Source organism: Thiohalobacter sp. IOR34 (assembly GCF_030406045.1).
GTDB lineage: Bacteria > Pseudomonadota > Gammaproteobacteria > Thiohalobacterales > Thiohalobacteraceae.
In genome coordinates this window covers 2,651,722-2,670,134 of record NZ_CP128988.1, presented here as the reverse complement: position 1 = coordinate 2,670,134, position 18,413 = coordinate 2,651,722, and the positions used below count along the sequence as shown (strand labels likewise).

Below are 18,413 nucleotides of genomic sequence, written 5' to 3'. Positions count from 1 at the left end.
GGGTGGCGCTGAGAGGCCATTTTACACCAGCCCGCCTTCAGTACGGCGTCTTCTCGCCCTCCGGGCGGGTCTTGAAGCGCCGGTGCACCCAGAGGTACTGCTCCGGGATGCGCCGGATCTCGGCCTCGATCAGGTCGTTGATGCGCTGGGTGTCGGCCGCCTCGTCCCCGCTGGGGAAATCCGCCAGCGCCGGCAACAGGCGTAGCCGGTAGCCGGCATCGTCCGCCAGGCGTTCGGGGAAGAAGGGCACCACCGGGGCGCCGCTGATGCGGGCCAGGCGGTGGGTGGCGCTGATGGTGGCGGCGGGGATGCCGAAGAAGGTCACGAAGATGCTGTGTTCGCGGCCGTAGTTCTGGTCCGGGGCGTACCACACCGGCATGTTGGCCTTCAGGCTGCGCAGGAAGCCGCGCATGTCGTCGCGCGGGATGGCCTTCTCGAAATGCCGCTCCCGTGCGCGGCGCATGACCCGTTCGAACAACGGATTCTTGTGTTCGCGGTAGAGCACGTGGAAGGGAGCCTCGAGGGCCAGCAGCCGGCCACCGATCTCCAGGGTCATGAAATGGGCCGAGAGCAGGATCACGCCGCGCCCCTGCGCCAGCGCCGCCCGCAGATGTTCCAGGCCCTCGATGCGCGCCAGCGGCCGCAGCCGGGCATCGGGCGTCCACCAGCTCATGGCGGTCTCCACCACCCCCATCCCGAGGGCGGCGAAGTTGGACCTCAGCAGCCGCTCCCGTGCCGCCTCGTCGAGTTCCGGAAAACACAGCCGCAGGTTGGTCCTGGCGATGTGTCGCCGGCGCCGGGCGGTGTGAAAGAGGAGCGCACCGAGACCCCGGCCGAGCCGCATCTGCCAGCGGTAGGGCAGCTGGGCGACCAGCCAGCCGAGACCGAGCCCGCTCCACAGTGGCCAGAAGCGCGGGGCGAGCAGAGGCAGCAGGGGGGCGCGGGGGTTGGCGGCGGGCATGGGGGGGATTGTAGGGGAAGGGGGGGGGATTCAGAAGATGGAATTCAGGATTCAGGAGCCAGAATTCAGAATTCAGAATTCAGGAGCCAGAATTCAGGAGCCAGAATTCAGGAGCCAGAATTCAGGAGCCAGAATTCAGGATTCAGGAGTCGGGTGGCTTGCGTCCGCCCTCGATCGCGGCCGGGAGGCCGCTCCTACGATGTTTTCCGTGGATTCCGTGGCCATCGTCTTTTCGTGGGTATCGCGGGTTTCGTGGCCATCGTCGGTTCCGCCTGACGATGGCGGGTGATGCCACCCCTGATCGCGGCCTGGAGGCCGCTCCTACAGGAGGTTCCGCCTTGCCCCGTAGGAGCGGCGTCCACGCCGCGATTGCGCCGTGGCGGCGCGTGGATTCCGTGGCCATCGATCTTTTTCGTGGGTTTCGCGGGTTTCGTGGCCATCGTCGGTTTCGCCTGACGACGGTGGCTGATGCCACCCCTGATCGCGGCCTGGAGGCCGCTCCTACAGGAGGTTCCGCCTTGCCCCGTAGGAGCGGCGTCCACGCCGCGATTGCGCCGTGGCGGCGCGTGGATTCCGTGGCCATCGATCTTTTCGTGGGTTTCGCGGGTTTCGTGGCCATCCTCGGTTCCGCCTGGCGACGGCGGCTGACGCCCACCCCTGATCGGCCTGGAGGCCGCTCCTACGATGTGTTCCGTGTTTTCCGTGGATTCCGTGGCCATCGTCTTTTCGTGGGTTTCGCGGGTTTCGTGGCCATCGTCGGTTTCGCCTGACGACGGTGGCTGATGCCACCCCCGATCGCGGCCGGGAGGCCGCTCCTACGATGTGTTCCGTGGATTCCGTGGCCATTGATCTTTTCGTGGGTTTCGCGGGTTTCGTGGCCATCCTCGGTTCCGCCTGGCGACGGCGGCTGACGCCCACCCCCGATCGCGGCCTGGGGGCCGCTCCTACGATGTGTTCCGTGTTTTCCGTGGATTCCGTGGCCATTGATCTTTTCGTGGGTTTCGCGGGTTTCGTGGCCATCCTCGGTTCCGCCTGACGATGGCGGGTGATGCCCACCCCTGATCGCGGCCTGGAGGCCGCTCCTACATGAATCGTGCCGCCATGCCTCGTGTAGGAGCGGCCTCCAGGCCGCGATTGGGTTCCCGGTGGCGGCCAGCTTCTAGCTTCCGGCTTCTCCCTGTATCATCCCTTCCCCATGATTCCCCAGATTCCCGCATTCGATCAGGCACGCGTGCTGGTCGTCGGCGACGTCATGCTCGACCGCTACTGGCACGGCTCGACCTCGCGCATCTCGCCCGAGGCGCCGGTGCCGGTGGTGCACATCGGCAGTTCCGAGGAGCGGCCGGGCGGGGCCGGCAACGTGGCGCTGAACATCGCCGCGCTCCAGGCGCAAGCAGTGGTGCTGGGCCTGACCGGTGACGACGAGGCGGCGGACAGCCTGACCCGGGCGCTGCAGTCGGCGGGGGTCGAGTGCCGCCTGCAGCGCCTGGCCGGCGCGCCCACCGTGACCAAGCTGCGCATCATCAGCCGTCACCAGCAGCTGATCCGGCTCGATTTCGAGACCGGTTTCGAGGACGTGGATCCGGCGCCGCTGCTCTCGAGCTATGGTGAGGCGCTGCCGGACTGCGGTGCGGTGGTGATCTCCGATTACGGCAAGGGGGCGCTGCGCCCCCTGCGCGAGCTGATCGAGGCGGCGCGTGCCGCCGGCCGGCCGGTGCTGGTCGATCCCAAGCGAAACGACTTCTCGGTCTATGCCGACGCCAGCCTGATCACTCCCAACCTGGCCGAGTTCGAGGCCGTGGTCGGGCCTTGCCGCAGCGAGGAGGAACTGGTGGAGAAGGGCCTGGAACTGATCCGCCGCCATCGCCTGGAGGCCCTGCTGGTGACCCGTGGCGAACAGGGCATGACCCTGCTGCGCGAGGGCCACCCCGAGTTCCATCTGCCGGCCGAGGCGCGCGAGGTGTTCGACGTCACCGGTGCCGGGGATACGGTGATCGCGGTGCTGGCGGCCTGCCTGGCGGCCGGTTCCGACCTGCAGCACGCCACCGCCCTGGCCAATGTCGCGGCCGGCATCGTGGTCGGCAAGCTGGGCACGGCGGCGGCTTCCATTCCGGAGATCCGCCGGGTTCTGGCCATGCAGCATGCCGCCGGTTCCGGGGTGCTCAGCGAGGAACAGCTGGCGGTGGCGGTGGCCGACGCCCGGGCCCATGGCGAGCGCATCGTGATGACCAACGGCTGTTTCGACATCCTGCATGCCGGCCACGTCAGCTACCTGGCCGAGGCGCGCCGTCTCGGTGACCGGCTGATCGTGGCGGTCAACGACGACGCCTCGGTGCGCCGGCTGAAGGGCGAGGGGCGGCCGATCAATCCCCTGGAACGGCGCATGGCGGTGCTGGCGGCGCTGGGCAGCGTCAACTGGGTGGTGCCCTTCAGCGAGGAGACGCCGGAGCGGCTGATCTGCGCCATCAAGCCCGATGTGCTGGTCAAGGGCGGCGACTATCAGCCGCAGGAGATCGCCGGCCACCAGTGTGTGGAGGCGAACGGCGGCCAGGTGATCGTGCTCGGTTTCCAGGACGGCGTCTCCACCTCGCACATCATCGACGCCATCCGCCGGGCGGAGGACTGAGTTCGTGCCGGGGCTGCGACCTGCAGCGCCGGGCCAGGGTTTCAACAGCAACGGGTAGACCTATGATCATCGTAACCGGCGGCGCCGGCTTCATCGGCTCCAACATCGTCAAGGCGCTCAACGAAAGCGGCCAGGACGACATCCTGGTGGTGGACAACCTCAGCAACGGCGTGAAATTCAAGAACCTCGCCGACCTGCAGATCCGCGACTACATGGACAAGCAGGACTTCATCGAGCGGGTACGCGCCGGTGCCGCGCCGGGGCCGGTCGAGGCGGTGTTCCACGAGGGCGCCTGCTCGGCGACCACCGAGTGGGATGGCCGCTACATGATGCACAACAACTACGACTACTCGAAGGATCTGCTGCACTTCTGCCTGGAGCACGGCGTCAGCTACCTGTACGCCTCCTCCGCCTCGGTCTATGGCGGTGGCCGGGTGTTCCGCGAGTCGCTGGAGTACGAGGAGCCGCTCAACGTCTACGGTTATTCCAAGTTCCAGTTCGACCAGTACGTGCGGCGCATCCTGCCGCAGGCGGGCAGCCAGGTGGTCGGCTTCCGCTACTTCAATGTCTACGGGCCACGCGAGCAGCACAAGGGCAGCATGGCCAGCGTCGCCTTCCATCTCAACAACCAGCTCAAGGAGGGCGACAGCGTGCGTCTGTTCGAGGGCTGCGACGGTTACGGTGACGGCGAGCAGCGGCGCGACTTCATCTATGTCGGCGACGCGGTGGAGGTCAACCTCTGGTTCCTCGGTCACCCCGACCGGTCGGGCATCTTCAATGTCGGCACCGGGCGCAGCCAGACCTTCAACGACGTGGCCAATGCGGTGATCGCCTGGCACGGCCGTGGCCACATCGAATACATTCCCTTCCCCGATCATCTCAAGGGACGCTACCAGAGCTTCACCGAGGCGGACATCAGCGCCCTGCGCGCGGCCGGTTACGAGCGGCCGTTCAAGACCGTGGAGCAGGGTGTGGCCGAGTACATGGCGTTGCTCAACGCCGGGGAGGTCGGGGCCTGAGCCCGGATATTGCACCAAGGATTCGATGCTCAGGGCGAGGCTGGCAAGGCAGCCTGGGTGATCGTCCGAAAAGTCATGGCCGTTGCCATGGCTTGAGGAGGATCACCCAGGATGCGAAGCCAGAGTCGGGCTGACATCGAATAGGCACAAACCGTAACCCGCCCAAGGGGCCTTTCATGGCCATATCGTCCCTGTATTACAGCACGAACCCCATTCATGCGCGCCGCCTTGGTGCAATATCCGGGTGAGGGGCCGCTGGTGAGAGGCCTCTACTCCCTCGTCCTCTACGCCCTGGCGCCGCTGGTGCTGTTGCGACTGCTGCTGCGCGGCCCCGCCTACCGGCGGCGCTGGCGGGAGCGCTTCGGTTACGTGCCCCCCCTGGCAGCGCGTCCGCGCATCTGGCTGCATGCGGTCTCGGTGGGCGAGGTGCAGGCCGCCTCGCCGCTGATCCAGGCCCTGCTGCAGCGCCATCCCGACCACGAGTTGCTGGTGACCACCACCACGCCGACCGGCTCGGCGCAGCTGGAGAAGCTGTTCGGCGGCCGGGTGCGGCATCTGTACATGCCCTATGACCTGCCCGGCGTGGTGCGGCGTTTTCTCGGCCGGGTGCGGCCGCGCCTGGTGCTGATCATGGAGACCGAGATCTGGCCCAACCTGTTCCACGCCTGTGCCCGCCGCGGCATCCCCCTGCTGCTGGTCAATGCGCGGCTCTCGGCGCGTTCGGCCGCCGGCTACCGGCGCGTCCGCCGGCTCACTGCTGCAACCCTGTCCTGCCTGGATGCGCTGGCGGCACAGGGTCGGGCCGATGCCGAGCGGCTGATCGCGCTGGGCGCGGCCCCCGACCGGGTCCAGGTGACGGGCAATACCAAGTTCGACGTGACCGTGCCCGCCAGCCTGCGGGAACGGGCCGAGGTGCTGCGCCGCGAATGGGGGCTGCGCCACGTGTGGATCGCGGGCAGCACCCACGAGGGCGAGGACGCCGTGCTGCTGGCGGCGCACCGCCGCCTGCGTGAACGTTTTCCCGATGCCCTTCTGGTGCTGGTGCCGCGCCACCCGGAACGTTTTGCGCCCCTTGCCGATGCCCTGCGGGCCGAGGGCTGGCGCCTGGCCCGACGCAGCGCCGGCGAGGCGGTGGCGGCGGAAACCGAGGTCTATCTGGGTGACACCATGGGTGAGCTGCTGCTGCTCTACGCGGCGGCCGACGTCGCCTTCGTCGGCGGCAGCCTGGTGGAGGTGGGCGGGCATAATCCCCTGGAACCGGCGGCGCTGGGTTTGCCGGTGCTGTTCGGGCCGCATCACTTCAATTTCGAGGAGATCTCCCGGCTGTTGCGGGAGGCAGGCGGCGCGCGGGAGGTTGCGGATGCCGAATCACTGGCCCGCGAGGTCGGCGAGCTGTTCGCCGATCCCAACCGGCGCCATGCCTGGGGCGAGCAGGCCCGCCAGGTGGTGGCCGCGAACCGCGGCGCGCGGGACCGGGTGCTGGCGATGATCGAGGCGGTGCTCCTCCGCACAGCCCCCTGAGCCGCACATTGCACCCAGGATTAGGCTGTGCACCGCGCAGTTCCCGATCGCGGCCTGGAGGCCGCTCCTACGATGAATCGCGCCGCCCGGCCCTTGTAGGAGCGGCGTCCCCGCCGCGATTGGGCGGTGCTCCTGATCGCGGCCTGGAGGCCGCTCCTACGATGAATCGAGCCACCTGGCCCTGTAGGAGCGGCGCCCACGCCGCGATTGCCGCCGTGGCGGCGCATGGATTCGGTGGCTATCGATCTTTTCGTGGGTTTCGCGGGTTTCGTGGCCATCGCCGGTTCCGCCTGGCGACGGCGGTTGATGTCACCTCGATCGCGGCCTGGAGGCCGCTCCTACAATGAATCGAGCCGCCCCGCCCTGTAGGAGCGGCGTCCACGCCGCGATTGCGCCGTGGCGGCGCGTGGATTCGGTGGCTATCGATCTTTTCGTGGGTTTGGTGGGTTTCGTGGCCATCCTCGGTTCCGCCTGGCGACGGCGGTTGATGTCACCTCGATCGCGGCCTGGAGGCCGCTCCTACAATGAATCGAGCCGCCCCGCCCTGTAGGAGCGGCGTCCACGCCGCGATTGCCGCCGTGGCGGCGCATGGATTCGGTGGCTATCGATCTTTTCGTGGGTTTCGCGGGTTTCGTGGCCATCGCCGGTTCCGCCTGACGACGGCGGTTGATGTCACCTCGATCGCGGCCTGGAGGCCGCTCCTACGATGAATCGAGCCGCCCGGTTCCTGTAGGAGCGGCGTCCACGCCGCGATTGCGCCGTGGCGGCGCGTGGATTCGGTGGCCATCGATCTTTTCGTGGGTTTCGCGGGTTTCGTGGCCATCGTAGGTTTCGCCTGACGACGGCGGGTGATGCGATCCTCGATCGCGGCCTGGAGGCCGCTCTTACGATGTGTTCCGTGTTTTCCGTGGATTCCGTGGCCATCGATCTTTTCGTGGGTTTCGCGGGTTTCGTGGCCATCCTCGGTTCCGCCTGGCGACGGCGGTTGCTGCCCCCGATCGCGGCCTGGAGGCCGCTCCTACGATGAATCGCGCCGCCCGGCCCTGTAGGAGCGGCGTCCACGCCGCGATTGTCCCCGCGGCCGGGGCTCACTGCAGCCAGCGGTTGACCTGTTCGATGTCCTGGGGGGAGAGGCTGCCGGCGGCCTGTTTCAGGCGCAGGGTGTTGAGCAGGTAGTCGTAGCGGGCGCGGGCCAGATCGCGCTCGGCGCGGTAGCGTTCCTGCTGGGCATTGAGCACGTCGACGATGGTGCGGGTGCCGACCTCGAAACCGGTCTCGGCGGCCCGCAGGGCAGTCTCGGTGGACTTCAGGGCCTGTTCCATGGCGCGTACCTGGGCGATGCCGCTGACCACGCCGCGGTAGGCGTCGCGGGTCTGGCGGGTGGTGCTGCGGCGCTGGGCCTCCAGCTGGTCGCGGGCCTGTTGCAGCAGGTGGTTGGCCTGGCGGGTTCTGGAGCTGACCAGGCCGCCCTGGTAGATGGGGATGTTCAGCTCGACGCCGATCGAGCCGTCATTGCGCTCCAGCGGGAAGACGCCACCGAAGTTGGCATCCTGGTAGGTGTAGCTGGCGGTCAGGTCGAGGGTCGGGTAGTGACCGGCGTACTGGCGCCGGACCTCCTTGCGCGCCGCCTCGACCGCGGCACGGGTGGCGGCCAGGCCGAGGTTGCCCTCCAGGGCGCGCTCCACCCAGGCGTCCATCGCCTGCGGTTGCGGCGCCACCAGTTCCAGCCCTTCTCCCAGCGGTTGCAGCGTCTCGTCCAGGGCGCCGGTGATCTCGCGCAGGGCCTCGCGGGCGGAATCGAGCCGGTTCTCGGCGAGGATCACCTGGGAGGTGGCGAGGTCGAAGCGGGCCTGGGCCTCCTGCACGTCGGTGATGGCGATCAGGCCCACCTCGAAGCGCTGCTGGGCCTGTTCCAGCTGGCGGTGGATGGCGTCCTTGTCGGCGCGCGCGAAACGGAGATCGTCCACCGCGGCCAGCACGTCGAAGTAGCGTTCCGCGACCTTGAGCATCAGTTCCTGCTCGGCGGCCGAGTATTCCGCTTCCGCCTGGGCGATTTGGCTGTCGGCCTGGCGCAACTGGACAATGCGGTCGTAACGGTACAGCGGCTGGGTCAGTGCCAGCGTGTAGGTCTGGTTGGTGGAATAGGCAGTCTTCTCGTCCGAGTTGCGCTTGTCATAGCTGTTGCGGCTGGCCTTGCCCTGAAAGCCGAGCGAAGGCAGCAGCAGGGCGCGGGCCTGGGGGCGGGCCTCCAGGGCGGCCTGGCGGGCGGCGGCGGCGGCGCGCAACCCCGGATCCTGTTCCCGGGCCTGGCGGTAGACCTGCAGCAGGTCGGCGCCCGGCGCTCCGGCACTGCCGAGGGCCAGGCCGATGGCCAGGGCCAGGCGCTGAATCTGTTTCCGCGTCGGCATGGTTAGCCCGGATATTGCACCAAGGCGGCGCGCATGCATGGGGTTCGTGCTGTAATACAGGGACAATATGGCCATGAAGGACCCCCTGGGCGGGTTACGGTTTGTGCCTGTTCGATGTCAGGCCGACTCTGGCTTTGCATCCTGGGCGATCCTCCTCAAGCCATAGCAACGGCCATGACTTTTCGGACGATCACCCAGGCTGCCTTGCCAGCCTCGCCCTCGGCATCGAATCCTTGGTGCAATATCCGGGCTAGAGGCTGAAGCCGGCGCTGAGCGGGGCATTCAGCAGTGGCGGCAGACTGGTCTCGAACAGATCCTCGCGGCTCCATTGATCCTCGTCGATGCGGGTGATCAGCATGGCCTCCATGATCGGCGGCCGGCCGGCCACCAGGAACAGGCGGCCGCCGGGGCCGAGGCTCCGATGGAAGCCGTCGTGGAACTCGGGCAGCGAGCCGGTGAGGACGATCACGTCGAAACGGTCCTCGGCCGGCCAGCCGGCAGCGGCATCGGCCTGGCGCAGCTCGACGTTGTGGATGCGCTGCGCCTCCAGCTTGCGGCCGGTGTCCTCCAGGAACTCCGGGAAGATATCGACGCTCAGCACCTGGTCGCCGAGGCGGGCCAGGCAGGCGGTCAGGTAGCCACTGCCGGTGCCGATCTCGAGGATGCGGTCGCCGGGGTCGATCTCCAGCGACTGCAGGATGCGGCCTTCCAGGCGCGGCGGCAGCATGGTCTGGCCATGGCCGAGTGGCAGGCTGACGTCGGCAAGGGCCAGGGAGGAACGGAAGGCAGGGGGCACGAAATCCTCGCGCGGGGTGGCGGCAAGGACGTCGAGCACCCGCTGGTCGAGCACATCCCAGGGCCGGATCTGCTGCTCGATCATATTGAAGCGGGCCTGTTCGAAATCGAAGGCGGTGGCCGTCTCGCTCATCGCGCGTTGTCCCCGTGGCAATTGCGGACTGTAGGGTACGGAGTTTGACTCGGGGTGGCAACTGTCACGGCCGGACAGGATGATCTCGGAAAACACGAACTCCACGGACGCAAGCGCCAGAGATTCCCATGTTTTTTCCATGACTTCCCTGATTGTCCCGCGCCTGTTTCCGCGTGCTTCGTGACCGTCTCACGGCTTGCAATGGCCGGCCCCTTCCTTTACTGTCGCCGGATCGGCTAGGGGTGCCCCGCGCGGGGCTGAGAGACACCCTTTGAACCTGATCCGGATCGTGCCGGCGCAGGGAAGCTGACCGCAGATATCGTCCCGCGCATCCCGAATCATCAGCAGACCAGAGCGAGGGACGATGCCATGAGTGCCATCCCCGAAGAATTCCTCAGCAAGACGGCCCGTCTCTCGGAAGAGGTCACCCGGCCGTTCCCCAATTCCCGCAAGATCCATGTGCAGGGTTCGCGCCCGGACCTGCGGGTCGGCATGCGCGAGATCTCCCAGGCCGAGACCCCGGCCAGCTTCGGTGCCGAGGAGAATCCGCCCATTACCGTCTACGACACCTCCGGTCCCTACACCGACCCGGCGGCGAAGATCGACCTGCTGAAGGGCCTGGCGCCGCTGCGCGAGCCCTGGATCCTGGAGCGCGGCGATACCGAGCTGCTGGACGGGCCCAGCTCCGAGTTCGGCCGCGCCCGCCAGGCGGATGCCGGTCTCGCCCACCTGCGTTTCGAGCACCTTCGCCGCCCGCGGCGCGCCAGGGCCGGCTGCAACGTCACCCAGATGCACTATGCCCGCCGCGGCATCATCACCCCGGAGATGGAGTACGTCGCCATCCGCGAGAACTGCCGACTGCAGGAGCTGCGCGAGGATCCGCGCTATGCGAAGCTGCTGCGCCAGCACCCGGGGCAGGCCTTCGGCGCCGCCATCCCGGACGAGATCACCCCCGAGTTCGTGCGCGAGGAGGTGGCCCGCGGCCGCGCCATCATCCCGGCCAACATCAATCACCCGGAGCTGGAGCCGATGATCATCGGCCGCAACTTCCGGGTGAAGATCAACACCAACATCGGCAACTCCGCGGTGACCTCCTCCATCGAGGAGGAGGTGGAGAAGATGGTCTGGTCGGCGCGCTGGGGCGGCGACACCCTGATGGACCTGTCCACCGGCAGGAACATCCACGAGACCCGCGAATGGATCCTGCGCAACGCGCCCATGCCGATCGGCACCGTGCCCATCTACCAGGCGCTGGAGAAGGTCGACGGCAAGGCCGAGGAACTGACCTGGGAGATGTTCCGCGACACCCTGATCGAGCAGGCCGAGCAGGGCGTGGACTACTTCACCATCCACGCCGGTGTGCTGCTGCGCTACGTGCCGCTGACCGCCGACCGGGTGACCGGCATCGTCTCGCGCGGCGGCTCCATCCTCGCCAAGTGGTGCCTGGCGCATCACCAGGAGAATTTCCTCTACACCCACTTCGAGGAGATCTGCGAAATCATGAAGGCCTACGACGTGGCCTTCTCGCTGGGCGACGGACTGCGCCCCGGCTCGCTGGCCGACGCCAACGACGCTGCCCAGTTCGGCGAGCTGGAGACCCTGGGTGAATTGACGAAGATCGCCTGGCAGCACGACGTGCAGGTGATGATCGAGGGCCCGGGGCACGTGCCATTGCAGATGGTGAAGGAGAACGTCGACAAGGAACTGGAAGACTGCTTCGAGGCGCCCTTCTACACCCTGGGGCCGCTGGTCACCGACATCGCGCCCGGCTATGACCACATCACCTCCGGCATCGGTGCGGCCAACATCGGCTGGTACGGCACCGCCATGCTCTGCTACGTCACGCCCAAGGAACACCTCGGCCTGCCCAACAAGCAGGACGTGCGCGACGGCATCATCACCTACAAGCTGGCCGCCCATGCCGCCGATCTCGCCAAGGGTTTTCCGGGCGCGCAGATCCGCGACAACGCCCTGTCCAAGGCGCGCTTCGAGTTCCGCTGGGAGGATCAGTTCAACCTGAGCCTCGATCCGGACAAGGCGCGCGAGTTCCATGACGAGACCCTGCCCAAGGACTCGGCCAAGGTGGCCCACTTCTGTTCCATGTGCGGGCCGCATTTCTGCTCCATGAAGATCACCCAGGACGTGCGCGAATACGCCGCCCGGCAGGGGCTCAGCGAAGACGAGGCCCTGGCCAGGGGCATGCAGGAGAAGGCGGTGGAATTCGTGGCGCAGGGCGCGGAGATCTACAAGAAGGCCTGAGCGGAGCGGGGTCGGCCGATGGAATTCCTTGTCCACTCGGAAGTGCCGCTGTCGGCGGCCGGCATCCAGCGGCATATCCGCATCGACAACCTGCCCGACTGGTGTGCCTCCATCGACCGGCTGCTGTCGCACGACGGCGAGCGCGGCAGCATCTACTGCCTGTGGGGTGAGTTTCGCGTCCACCGCGAGGTGATCCGCGACGGCGTGCGCTTCACCCTGCCCGGCTGCCCGAATGCCCTGCAGTGGACGGTCACCGCCGTGGACGCGGGCCATGGCCCGAGCGTCAGTGTCCATTTGACCATCAACCGCAGCCACCACGAGGAGGACTTCATCGAGTCCATCGAGCAGTTTCTCGCCGACTGGCAAAGCGGGCTGGAGCAGGGGGTGAAGCGGCTGCATGCCGACGAGGACCGTGGCGAGCCGGACGAGGGCGACTGCGCGCCCTGGTACGGCTGATCCGCAGATCGCGGCCTGGAGGCCGCTCCTACAGGCGGAGCCGAAGATGGCCACGGGATCCATGCGCCGCCATGGCGGCAATCGCGGCGTGGACGCCGCTCCTACAGGAACCGGGCGACACGATTCATCGTAGGAGCGGCCTCCAGGCCGCGATCGGGTGTTACCACGTTTACAGGGGGTGGGCCGGAACAGCCTGTTGCCCAGCCTGCGATGGCCTACGCGCCCGCCGGCGTCAGCGACGTCCAGAAGGGGTTGTCACGATCCAGGAACTCGGCATGTGGCAGATAGTGCGAACCGTCGCAGGAGAAGTTCAGCGCCACCAGGCCGTTGAAGATGTTCACCGAACCGGCGCGCAGATAGATGGTCTCGTCGGCGAAGCGCAGCTCGCGGAAGCCTTCTAGGATGGGCCGGATCTGCTCGGGCCGGATCACCGCATTGGCCGGGTAGACCGCGGTCGGATAGGCGAAGCAGATGCTCGGATCGACCAGCATGTCGATGTCCAGCAACCGGTAGCGGTAGGGGTCGTTGACGTGCCAGATGGTGGCCCGGTTGCTGGAGAAGTGCAGCTTGCCATGGAACACCCCGTGCTGGACGATCAGTTCCTCGATGATCGGCAGCACGTCATCGATGCGACGGTCCATCTCGCTCTCGGCGCGGCGCTGCAGGAAGACCCCGCTGCGGATCGCCGGATCGCCCTTGATCTGCCGCCAGTGGCTGGGCTCGTCGTACAGCTCGCGGGTCAACGGCAGATCCCGCAGGTCGAAGTCGGCACCGAGGAAACCGACGATGCGGTCGTCGTGGCGGATCACCTGCACCGCGGTGACCGACGGCCGGTGGGCGCGCAGGCTGAGATAGGCCTCGGACAGATGCATGCCGTGGATCGGCAGCAGCCCGCGCATGTAGGGGCGCTGCGAACGATCCCGGCCGAAGTGCTCCGGCAGCAGCCCCTGATGGCTGGCATTGTCGCTGATCTGCACACCTTCCCGGTCCAGCACATAGAGGAACTGGCAGTAGGGCAGCTCGTGCAGGCCGGAGCTGAGCGTCTGGTCGAGCAGTTCCCGTTCCGGCCAGACCGCGGCACAGCGGTCGGCGATGCGTTCCAGGGGCAGCGAGATCATGTCCGCCAGCGCCTCACGCTGCCGGGCGATACTCTGCTGCCATGATAGTGACTGGGTCTGCGTCTGATTCATTGGCGATGCTCGTCGAGGCTTACCAGGGCCTGTTGACAGGCCTCAGGACGATCGTCTAGGCAAACCTCCGCAGGTAAAAAAACAAACTATCGATATGGGGCTGGGCCGGCGCAATCTCAACCTCGTCCGACGGCGGTGGGCCGCCAGCCTGGCATCGCGACCCACTGTAGCACAGCCAGGTGACCGATCCATGTCGCCGCGGCCAGCCGATCCCCGGCCGCTGCAAATCCACTCCATTCCGATTACCATAGAGGGCTGGCCCTTACCGACCCGGCTCTGTCCATGAAACTGTCCGTCGAAGAATTCCGCGCCTGGGACAACAAGCGCATCACCCTGCTCGGCATGTCCGGCGTCGGCAAGACCCGGCTGGCCGTCATGCTGCGCCGCAACAACTGGTTCCACTACTCCGGCGACTATCGCATCGGCACCCGCTACCTGGACGAACCTATCCTCGACAACATCAAGCAGCAGGCGATGCAGGTCCCCTTCCTGCGCGAGCTGCTGCGCTCGGACTCGATCCACATCATCAACAACATCACCGTCGACAACCTGCAGCCGGTGTCCAGCTTCCTCGGCAAGCTCGGCAACCCGGAACGGGGCGGCCTGGGGCTGCGCGAGTTCAAGCGCCGCCAGAGCCTGCACCGGGAGGCGGAAATCGCCACCATGCGCGACGTGCCGGCCTTCATCCGCAAGGCCCAGGAGATCTACGGCTACCGGCACTTCATCAACGATGCCGGCGGCAGCGTCTGCGAGCTGGACGACCCGCAGACCCTGGAGATCCTCGCCGAACACACGCTGATGATCTACATCAAGGCCACCGAACACGACGAGCAGGAACTGATCCGCCGTGCCGGCCTGGCGCCCAAGCCGCTCTACTACCGGGCCGAGTTCCTCGACGAGCAGCTCGAGGCCTACCTGCGCGAGCAGGGCCTCGACTACGTGGCCCAGATCGAACCGGATGACTTCGTGCGCTGGATGTTCCCGCGACTGTTCTATGCCCGCATCCCGCGCTACGAACGGATCGCCGCCGAATACGGCTACACCCTGAGCACCGAGGAACTCTGGCAGGTGGAGACCGAGGCCGAATTCCTGGAACTGATCGAGACCAGCCTGGCGCGCCAGGCCTGAGAGAGGGGACGCCATGCCGCTGGTTGCCAACACCGGACTGCCGACCTTTGCCCGCCTGCAGCAGGAGGGCGAGACCATCCTGCCGCGCGACTTCGCCCTGCAACAGGAGATCCGCGAGTTGCACATCGGCCTGCTCAACATGATGCCGGACGCGGCCCTGGCCGCCACCGAGCGCCAGTTCTTCCGCCTGATCGGCGAGAGCAACCAGATCGCCCAGTTCTACATGCACCCCTTCAGCCTGCCCGAGCTGGAACGCGGCCCCGAGGCGCGCGAGCACATCGCCCGCTACTACGAGAGCTTCGAGTCCATCCAGCAGCAGGGGCTGGACGCGCTGATCATCACCGGGGCCAACGTGATCGGTCCCGAACTGTCCGAACAGCCGTTCTGGAAACCGCTGATCGAGGTCATCGACTGGGCCTACGACAACGTCACCTCGACCCTCTGCTCCTGCCTCGCCACCCACGCGGTGATGGAGTTCCGCTATGGCCAGAAGCGCCGTCCGCTGGGCTTCAAGCGCTGGGGTGTCTATCCGCACCGGGTGGTGGACCGCATGCACCCGCTGGTGGTGGGGGTCAACACCCGTTTCGACGTCCCCCACTCGCGCTTCAACCAGATCGATCGGGCGCAGTTCGAGGCGGCCGGCCTGCACGTGCTGGTGGAGAGCGCGGATGCCGGCGTCCACCTGGCGGTGAGCGAGGACCTGTTCCGCATCGTCTTCTTCCAGGGCCACCCGGAATACGACATCATCAGCCTGCTCAAGGAGTACAAGCGCGAGGTGGCGCGTTTCGTGGCCGGGGAACGCGAGGACTACCCACCGATGCCCGAGCACTATTTCAACCTGCAGTCGCAAGCGATCCTGGAGGAACACCAGGACCGCATCCTCGAGGCACGCGACAAGGGCCGTCCGCTACCGGAACTGCCGGAGGCCCTGCTCGCCGGCGCCCTGGACAACACCTGGCACGATACCGCGGAGGCGGTGATCAACAACTGGATCGGCAAGGTCTACCAGCTCACCAACATCGACCGCAAGCAGCCCTTCCAGGCGGGCGTGGACCCGAAAGACCCCCTGGGACTGCGCCACGGCTGAACCAGCCAGACGGCCCGATCGCGGCCTGGAGGCCGCTCCTACAATGAATCGTGCCGCCATCCCATCGTAGGAGCGGTCGCCAGGCCGCGATTGCCACCGTCGCGGCAAGACTCTGCCCTGCAGGCCATAGCGCACACCAGCCAGGGAAGTTTCCGTGTTTTCCGTGGATTCTGCGGCCATCGGTCTTTTTGTGGGTTTGGTGGCTTTCGTGGCCATCCTCGGTTCCGCCTGACGATGGCGGGCGATGCCCACCCCTGATCGCGGCCTGGAGGCCGCTCCTACAATATTTTCCGTGTTTTCCGTGGATTCCGTGGCTATCGATCTTTTCGTGGGTTTCGCGGATTTCGTGGCCATCCTTGGTTCCGCCTTACGACGGTGGCTGATGCCTACCCCGATCGCGGCCTGGAGGCCGCTCCTACGCCAACGCCTGCCGCCATCCCATCGTAGGAGCGGTCGCCAGGCCGCGATTTGGGCGGCATTCTTGTCGTGGCCCGAAGGCCGTTCCTGGCGATTGGGCTGAGGGCCGTGCAGGGTGTAGTTTGTCTGACAGGTGCCGTTATAGGGGTAGGCAAACACAGGAACGGGGCAGTCCCATGTCCAAGCTACCTCTCAATCTGGTTGTCGGCTCTGCGCTGCAGCTGACGCCCTCGCTGGCGGCCGATGCAGAGCCCCTGCCGGTTACCCTGATCGGTTATCTCGAATCCCGCAGCGTGCTGGTCAGCCACCCGCTGGCGCCCGACGGCCAGCTGTTGCCGCTGGTGGCGGGGGATCCGGTACGCATCCATTTCGACTGGGGTGACGCCCACTTCGCCTTCGAGAGCCGGGTCACGGCGGTCTGCGATGGCCCCTTCCGCTATCTGCACCTGGAATATCCGCAGTCGGTGCAGTCTGGCGGCGGGCGCCGCAGTCCACGCATCCCGGTCAACGACCTGACCATGATGCTGGTGATGGAGGACGCGGGTCGCAAGCTGTCGGTGGCGCTGGCCGACATCAGCCTCTCCGGCGCGCGGCTGGTGGCCGTCAGTCGCCTCGGCGAGGTCGGCGACCGCTTCTCGATCGAGATTCCGCAGCAGGGGCGCGAGGGCAGCGGGCGGATCGTGCTGCCCTGCGAGATCCGCTACGTGCGCGAGGAGAACGGCCGCGGTAGCGGACGCCGGGTCTATCATCATGGGGTCGAGTTCACCGGCCTCAATCCCCGTGCCCTGCACTTCATCGAGCACTACATCGGCGAGCGGGTCAGCGAGAAGCTGGAGGCTAGTAGTTAGAAGTCAGAAGCCAGAAGCCAGAAGCCAGAAGCCAGAAGCCAGAAGCCAGAAGCCAGAAGCCAGAAGCCAGAAGCCAGAAGCCAGAAGCCAGAAGCCAGAAGCCAGAAGCCAGAAGCCAGAAGCCAGAAGCCAGAAGCCAGAAGCCAGAATTCAGAATTCAGAATTCAGAATTCAGAATCCAGGAGAGGGCAGGGGGCTGGATTCTGGCAGCTTCTAACTACTAGCTTCCAGCTTCTAAATGAAGGTATCGACGCCGCGTACCGGCGTGCTCTGTTCGTCGTTCGGCTCACGGCGGCGTTCCCGCTGGGTGCGGGTGTCGAGGATCACTGGCAGGTTGCGCTTGCGGCGGTCACCGCCCTTGCGGCGCTCCACCCGGGGCCGTTCGCTGGCCGCCGACCGCTCCGCGGCAGGCCGCTCGCCGCCGGGCTGGACCCTGGGGTAGGGGGCCGCCGGGCTCACCGCCCGGGCCTTGTTCGGGGCCTGGTTCTGGTCTTTCAGTGACTGCAGGCCCAGATCGTCCGGGCGCAGGTTGATGCCGCTCATGGTCGGTCCCCTTCTTCAGGCATGTGCCAGCAGCAGGCCGGCGGTTTCCGAGAATTGTAGCCCGGCCTCGCCGATGATGGCAGCCTCGTCGAATGTCCCGGCATCGATGCCGAGAATCTCCCAGATCACGCCATCCGCTTGTGCGCCGCCGTCTGCCTGCTCGCAGAAGGCGCCCAGCTGGGAACGGTTGGCCAGGGTCTCGGCCAGATGGACGATGGCCGTCTCCAGGGCATGGTCGATGGCGGGCGAGGGGATGTGGTGATGGGCGATGGCCTGTTGCAGGCCGTCGGGCAGCAGCCAGCGCGCGGCCAGCGCGCCGCCCAGGTCGGCATGGCTGAAGCCCAGTTCGGCCATCTCGGCCTGGTGCAGCACCCCCTCGTCGCCATCGCTGACCAGCAGCAGGTCACGCATGGTTTCCGGCTCGCGGGCATAGAGCACCAGGCTGCCGATGTCGTGCAGCAGGCCGGCGACGAACAGCCGCTCCGGGTGCAGGATGCGGCAGTGCATGGCCAGCCGCCGGGCGATCAGTGCGGTGAAGATGCCATGGCGCCAGAAGCTGTCGATGTTGACCAGGGTGTTGGGCAGGGCGGAGAAGGACTTGATGGCCGATACCGCCAGCACCAGGCTGTACAGCTCGCGCACGCCGACGATGGTGATGGCGCGGGTCACGGTGTCGATGCGCCGCGAGAAGTTGTAGTAGGAGCTGTTGACCAGCCGCAGCAGCCGCGCGGTGAGGCCGGTATCGCGGGCGATCACCTCGCCGATGTCCTGGGCCGAGGCCTCGGGCGATTCGACCAGATCGAACACCTTGACGCAGATGTCGGGGGGCGAGACCAGGTCGGAAACGTCATCGATCAGCTGCGTGGCGACCTCCGCAGCGAGGTCGCGGGTGGCGTGGGAATCGGTGGCTTGCATCTTGGCTCCGGAGGGATGGTTCTGCATGTCACCTATCAGCGGCCGACGGGCGCCGGAATTGAATGGTTGGCCACCTGCCGCGGTGGAAATGCGCGCTGTTTCACACT

At 66.8% G+C, this 18,413-nt stretch carries 15 protein-coding genes and 1 riboswitch; of the genes, 9 read left to right on the top strand and 6 right to left on the bottom strand.

Annotated features, from left to right (window positions below; translation table 11 throughout):
- Window positions 1-37: 37 nt before the first annotated feature.
- The gene (lpxL, locus tag QVG61_RS12355) at window positions 38-961 is read right to left on the bottom strand and encodes an LpxL/LpxP family Kdo(2)-lipid IV(A) lauroyl/palmitoleoyl acyltransferase (RefSeq protein ID WP_289930944.1); all 924 of its coding nucleotides are present in this window, start codon (window positions 959-961) and stop codon (window positions 38-40) included.
- Window positions 962-1,356: 395 nt separating this feature from the next.
- Between lpxL and QVG61_RS12350 the strand changes: the two genes are divergently transcribed.
- From QVG61_RS12350 to waaA, 4 genes are all read left to right on the top strand, one after another.
- Window positions 1,357-1,731 (top strand): hypothetical protein, encoded by a 375-nt coding sequence (locus tag QVG61_RS12350; protein ID WP_289930943.1) that lies wholly within the window; start codon window positions 1,357-1,359, stop codon window positions 1,729-1,731.
- A gap of 425 nt (window positions 1,732-2,156) precedes the next feature.
- Complete coding sequence (hldE, locus tag QVG61_RS12345) at window positions 2,157-3,587, top strand: bifunctional D-glycero-beta-D-manno-heptose-7-phosphate kinase/D-glycero-beta-D-manno-heptose 1-phosphate adenylyltransferase HldE (protein ID WP_289930942.1); 1,431 nt, start codon at window positions 2,157-2,159, stop codon at window positions 3,585-3,587.
- A gap of 62 nt (window positions 3,588-3,649) precedes the next feature.
- Window positions 3,650-4,606, top strand: a complete 957-nt coding sequence (gene rfaD / locus QVG61_RS12340; RefSeq protein WP_289930941.1) for an ADP-glyceromanno-heptose 6-epimerase — start codon at window positions 3,650-3,652, stop codon at window positions 4,604-4,606.
- 216 nt (window positions 4,607-4,822) lie between these two features.
- On the top strand, window positions 4,823-6,127 hold the full coding sequence (gene waaA, locus QVG61_RS12335) for a lipid IV(A) 3-deoxy-D-manno-octulosonic acid transferase (RefSeq protein WP_289930940.1): 1,305 nt from the start codon (window positions 4,823-4,825) through the stop codon (window positions 6,125-6,127).
- Window positions 6,128-7,215: 1,088 nt separating this feature from the next.
- On the opposite strand, the gene QVG61_RS12330 is transcribed toward waaA, so the two are convergent.
- Together QVG61_RS12330 and QVG61_RS12325 are read right to left on the bottom strand one after the other, a co-directional pair.
- On the bottom strand, window positions 7,216-8,535 hold the full coding sequence (locus QVG61_RS12330) for a TolC family outer membrane protein (RefSeq protein ID WP_289930939.1): 1,320 nt from the start codon (window positions 8,533-8,535) through the stop codon (window positions 7,216-7,218).
- A gap of 250 nt (window positions 8,536-8,785) precedes the next feature.
- A complete protein-coding gene (locus QVG61_RS12325) occupies window positions 8,786-9,463 on the bottom strand; it encodes a protein-L-isoaspartate O-methyltransferase (RefSeq protein ID WP_289930938.1) in 678 nt (225 codons plus the stop codon).
- 228 nt (window positions 9,464-9,691) lie between these two features.
- A riboswitch (TPP riboswitch) is annotated at window positions 9,692-9,784 on the top strand.
- A gap of 48 nt (window positions 9,785-9,832) precedes the next feature.
- Here QVG61_RS12325 and thiC point away from each other — a divergent pair.
- Both thiC and QVG61_RS12315 read left to right on the top strand, forming a co-directional pair.
- The gene (gene thiC / locus QVG61_RS12320) at window positions 9,833-11,722 is read left to right on the top strand and encodes a phosphomethylpyrimidine synthase ThiC (RefSeq protein WP_289930937.1); all 1,890 of its coding nucleotides are present in this window, start codon (window positions 9,833-9,835) and stop codon (window positions 11,720-11,722) included.
- An 18-nt stretch (window positions 11,723-11,740) separates the two neighbouring features.
- Complete coding sequence (locus tag QVG61_RS12315) at window positions 11,741-12,178, top strand: hypothetical protein (protein WP_289930936.1); 438 nt, start codon at window positions 11,741-11,743, stop codon at window positions 12,176-12,178.
- A 215-nt stretch (window positions 12,179-12,393) separates the two neighbouring features.
- Here the strand turns inward: QVG61_RS12315 and QVG61_RS12310 are convergent, their stop codons facing one another.
- Entirely contained in the window at window positions 12,394-13,368 is a 975-nt protein-coding gene (locus QVG61_RS12310) for a PDC sensor domain-containing protein (protein WP_289930935.1), read from the bottom strand.
- Window positions 13,369-13,650: 282 nt separating this feature from the next.
- Between QVG61_RS12310 and QVG61_RS12305 the strand changes: the two genes are divergently transcribed.
- The 3 genes from QVG61_RS12305 (at window position 13,651) to QVG61_RS12295 (ending at window position 16,848) form a co-directional block, all read left to right on the top strand.
- Window positions 13,651-14,496, top strand: coding sequence for an ATPase (locus QVG61_RS12305; protein WP_289930934.1), 846 nt, complete (start codon window positions 13,651-13,653; stop codon window positions 14,494-14,496).
- Window positions 14,497-14,509: 13 nt separating this feature from the next.
- Window positions 14,510-15,583 carry a homoserine O-succinyltransferase gene (locus QVG61_RS12300; protein WP_289930933.1) on the top strand — a complete coding sequence of 358 codons (1,074 nt, stop codon included), beginning with the start codon at window positions 14,510-14,512 and terminating at the stop codon, window positions 15,581-15,583.
- Between the two features lie 593 nt (window positions 15,584-16,176).
- Window positions 16,177-16,848 carry a flagellar brake protein gene (locus QVG61_RS12295; RefSeq protein ID WP_289930932.1) on the top strand — a complete coding sequence of 224 codons (672 nt, stop codon included), beginning with the start codon at window positions 16,177-16,179 and terminating at the stop codon, window positions 16,846-16,848.
- Between the two features lie 234 nt (window positions 16,849-17,082).
- On the opposite strand, the gene QVG61_RS12290 is transcribed toward QVG61_RS12295, so the two are convergent.
- Both QVG61_RS12290 and QVG61_RS12285 read right to left on the bottom strand, forming a co-directional pair.
- A complete protein-coding gene (locus QVG61_RS12290) occupies window positions 17,083-17,391 on the bottom strand; it encodes a hypothetical protein (protein WP_289930931.1) in 309 nt (102 codons plus the stop codon).
- A 15-nt stretch (window positions 17,392-17,406) separates the two neighbouring features.
- Window positions 17,407-18,306: an HDOD domain-containing protein gene (locus QVG61_RS12285; protein ID WP_289930930.1), complete on the bottom strand. Its 900-nt coding sequence runs from the start codon at window positions 18,304-18,306 to the stop codon at window positions 17,407-17,409.
- Between the last annotated feature and the right edge of the window lie 107 nt (window positions 18,307-18,413).

Coding starts and splice junctions, on each gene's coding strand:
- QVG61_RS12285 (WP_289930930.1), bottom strand. CDS start 18,306: ATGCAAGCCACCGATTCCCACGCCACCCGCGACCTCGCTGCGGAGGTC.
- thiC (WP_289930937.1), top strand. CDS start 9,833: ATGAGTGCCATCCCCGAAGAATTCCTCAGCAAGACGGCCCGTCTCTCG.
- QVG61_RS12310 (WP_289930935.1), bottom strand. CDS start 13,368: ATGAATCAGACGCAGACCCAGTCACTATCATGGCAGCAGAGTATCGCC.
- QVG61_RS12290 (WP_289930931.1), bottom strand. CDS start 17,391: ATGAGCGGCATCAACCTGCGCCCGGACGATCTGGGCCTGCAGTCACTG.
- QVG61_RS12295 (WP_289930932.1), top strand. CDS start 16,177: ATGTCCAAGCTACCTCTCAATCTGGTTGTCGGCTCTGCGCTGCAGCTG.
- lpxL (WP_289930944.1), bottom strand. CDS start 961: ATGCCCGCCGCCAACCCCCGCGCCCCCCTGCTGCCTCTGCTCGCCCCG.
- rfaD (WP_289930941.1), top strand. CDS start 3,650: ATGATCATCGTAACCGGCGGCGCCGGCTTCATCGGCTCCAACATCGTC.
- QVG61_RS12305 (WP_289930934.1), top strand. CDS start 13,651: ATGAAACTGTCCGTCGAAGAATTCCGCGCCTGGGACAACAAGCGCATC.
- QVG61_RS12325 (WP_289930938.1), bottom strand. CDS start 9,463: ATGAGCGAGACGGCCACCGCCTTCGATTTCGAACAGGCCCGCTTCAAT.
- QVG61_RS12315 (WP_289930936.1), top strand. CDS start 11,741: ATGGAATTCCTTGTCCACTCGGAAGTGCCGCTGTCGGCGGCCGGCATC.
- QVG61_RS12300 (WP_289930933.1), top strand. CDS start 14,510: ATGCCGCTGGTTGCCAACACCGGACTGCCGACCTTTGCCCGCCTGCAG.
- QVG61_RS12330 (WP_289930939.1), bottom strand. CDS start 8,535: ATGCCGACGCGGAAACAGATTCAGCGCCTGGCCCTGGCCATCGGCCTG.
- waaA (WP_289930940.1), top strand. CDS start 4,823: ATGCGCGCCGCCTTGGTGCAATATCCGGGTGAGGGGCCGCTGGTGAGA.
- hldE (WP_289930942.1), top strand. CDS start 2,157: ATGATTCCCCAGATTCCCGCATTCGATCAGGCACGCGTGCTGGTCGTC.